3 protein-coding genes are annotated in these 2,239 nt (G+C 63.3%); 1 reads left to right on the top strand and 2 read right to left on the bottom strand.

The features are described 5' to 3' along the window. Nucleotides 1-558, bottom strand: a 558-nt coding sequence (locus VFG49_RS13090; protein WP_324861171.1) for a hypothetical protein, incomplete at its 3' end; no start/stop codon positions are given. Nucleotides 559-1,000: 442 nt separating this feature from the next. Then, complete coding sequence (locus VFG49_RS13085) at nt 1,001-1,171, bottom strand: hypothetical protein (RefSeq protein ID WP_324861169.1); 171 nt, start codon at nt 1,169-1,171, stop codon at nt 1,001-1,003. Nucleotides 1,172-1,330: 159 nt separating this feature from the next. On the opposite strand from VFG49_RS13085, the gene VFG49_RS13080 reads away from it, so the two are divergent. Next, a protein-coding gene (locus VFG49_RS13080; protein ID WP_324861167.1) for an IS5 family transposase occupies nt 1,331-2,148 on the top strand; the annotation gives its coding sequence in 2 pieces (ribosomal slippage) (nt 1,331-1,679 and nt 1,679-2,148; 819 coding nt in all). Nucleotides 2,149-2,239 lie beyond the last annotated feature (91 nt).

Raw genomic sequence — 2,239 nt, 5'->3', positions numbered from 1 at the left:
GGAAACGCAGTCCAACGTCGTGCTGCGCGGCCCTGCCGCCGCGGCAAAGCTTCCGCTCGCGCGGACCGTGCCCCAGGCATCGGCAATTTGCCAGTTCACCACGTCGCTGGCGCTCGCACGCGTCACGAAGCGCAGCTGAATGCTGGCGCCGGCGGCGACCATGCGGGTGCCGTCAGCGCTGGCGAGGTCTGCCTCGATGGCATCGCCGCTGCCGTCAGTGTCAGTACTCTCGCCAGGCGCATTGCAGCTAAGCACAGCCGTGCTCGGATTGCCGGCGCTGGGCGTGGGTGCCGTTGGCGAGTCCGTCGTGCTCGCATACCAGCACGCTTTGGCCGACCCCGGTGCGGGATCACCGAAGACACCGTTATTGCACGCCACGCCGTCGGTGAAGGTCTTGGTCACGTATTGCGTGGCGGTGCCGTACTTGACCTGCCGGGTGCCACTGAAGACGCAGGTCTTGTTCTCCGTGGCACAAAGTGTCCACGCATCAGCCGCCTCCACGGCAAGACGCGCCGTGCCGCCACCGTTGCCACATCCCGACAATGCGGCCAGCAGCACCCCCCCACCCCACCAAATCCACATGCTCGCCAGCGTCTTACTTGGGCGCGGCCAGGCGGCCGCGCTTGCCTTCGGGCTAATGCAGGTTGTCATGGCTTCTCCATCGTTTGTCCCTTCACCCGGGTTACATTGGCGAGGCGCTGCAGGGGCGACGCGGACCCTGCTTGGTCACAGATGGCTGGCGGAACGGGACGCCGCGATGCAGGTCCACAGTCTGCCAGCAAGGCGTGCAGGGTCCGGCCGGACAAGAAGTGGGCGCCGCTTCGGACCGGCAGCGTGCACGAGCCGCCAGCCCGGCACTGTCCGACCGGTTCCGCAAGCTTATGCCTGGCGCACCGGATCGATTGGCCAAAACCCCATCTTCTGCCGACGAGCGCGCGTTGGCGCGGCACGCCCACAAGTCGTGAAGGAGAGCGTGCAAAAGATGGGGAGGCCGATTTCGTCAGGCGCCCGGACTTTCCGCGAGCATGTCACGGCTTATTTTGTTCGGCGACTGGTGCCAGTTCGGCGGTGCTGGCCCGATGGATTGGCGGTGACGCGAGGCGGCGAGCTCGAGCGCCGAGATGCGGCTGGGCGAGTGCGCGTGCTTTTCGAAGGCCTCGCCATCATTCATGAAGCCTTTCTGAAAATCCCCTGCTGCATCATCTGCTGGCGCCAACTCAGAAAGTCATTTTGTAGAGCTCCTAAGAGACGGTTTCAAAAAGCCTCCGGGGGCTGTTAACTTTGTCAGCAAGCTGTTAACCTGAGCCATCGTGACAGATGGATCAGGGAGATGGGCAAGCCGATCATTGATGACGAATTGTGGAAGCTAATCGAGCCACTTCTACCTGCAGCCAAACCACGTCGGTTCAAGTACCCGGGGCGCAAGCCGGTGCCGGATCGCGCAGCGCTGACAGGTATCTTGTTTGTGTTGAAGACTGGGATCCGCTGGCGCGACCTGCCGGCGGAAATGGGATGTGGCTCGGGCGTGAGTTGTTGGCGCCGACTGCGCGATTGGCAGCAGGCCGGTGTGTGGGACGCATTGCACGCGCAGTTGCTAGCCAAACTGCGCGCGGCCGACCAAATCGACTTCTCGCGCGTGGTGGTGGACTCCTCGTCGATACGTGCGGTTGGGGCGGGCGAAAAACTGGACCGAACCCCACCGATCGCGCGCGACCCGGTTCCAAGCACCACATCGCCACCGACGCCAACGGTACGCCGATCGCGGCGATCCTGACCGGCGCAAACCGCAATGACGTCACGCAACTGGTACCCCTGATCGAGGCCATTGTGCCGATCAGAGGTGCTCGCGGCCGACCATTGAGTCGGCCCAAGCGCGTGTACGCAGACCGGGGCTACGACCACGACAAGTACCGGCGCCTGCTTCATGAGCGCAACATCTCTACCAGCATTGCACGGCGCGGCCAGCCGCATGGCAGCGGCCTTGGGAAGGTGCGTTGGGTGGTCGAACGTACTCACGCCTGGCTCCATAATTTCCGCCGCCTCCGTATCCGCTTTGAGCGTCGCGCTGATATTCACGAGGCATTCCTCAAGCTCGGCTGTTGCCTGATCTGCTGGAACACCCTTCAGCGCTCTCAGCAGTCTTTATGAAACCGTCTCTAAGAGCTGATGCGTCTGATTGTGGTCGGAGTAGGTGCTAACGAACTGTCGAACCGCCGCGACATCGCCTTTCTCGCCCTCT

Source organism: Dyella sp., assembly GCF_035685885.1.
Lineage (GTDB): Bacteria > Pseudomonadota > Gammaproteobacteria > Xanthomonadales > Rhodanobacteraceae > Dyella.
Note: the sequence above shows the minus strand (reverse complement) of the source record. Positions and strands in the feature narration are given on the sequence as shown.

What these genes read in the sequence shown, in the direction of transcription:
- VFG49_RS13085 (WP_324861169.1), bottom strand. Translation starts at nt 1,171, where the DNA reads ATGAATGATGGCGAGGCCTTCGAAAAGCACGCGCACTCGCCCAGCCGC.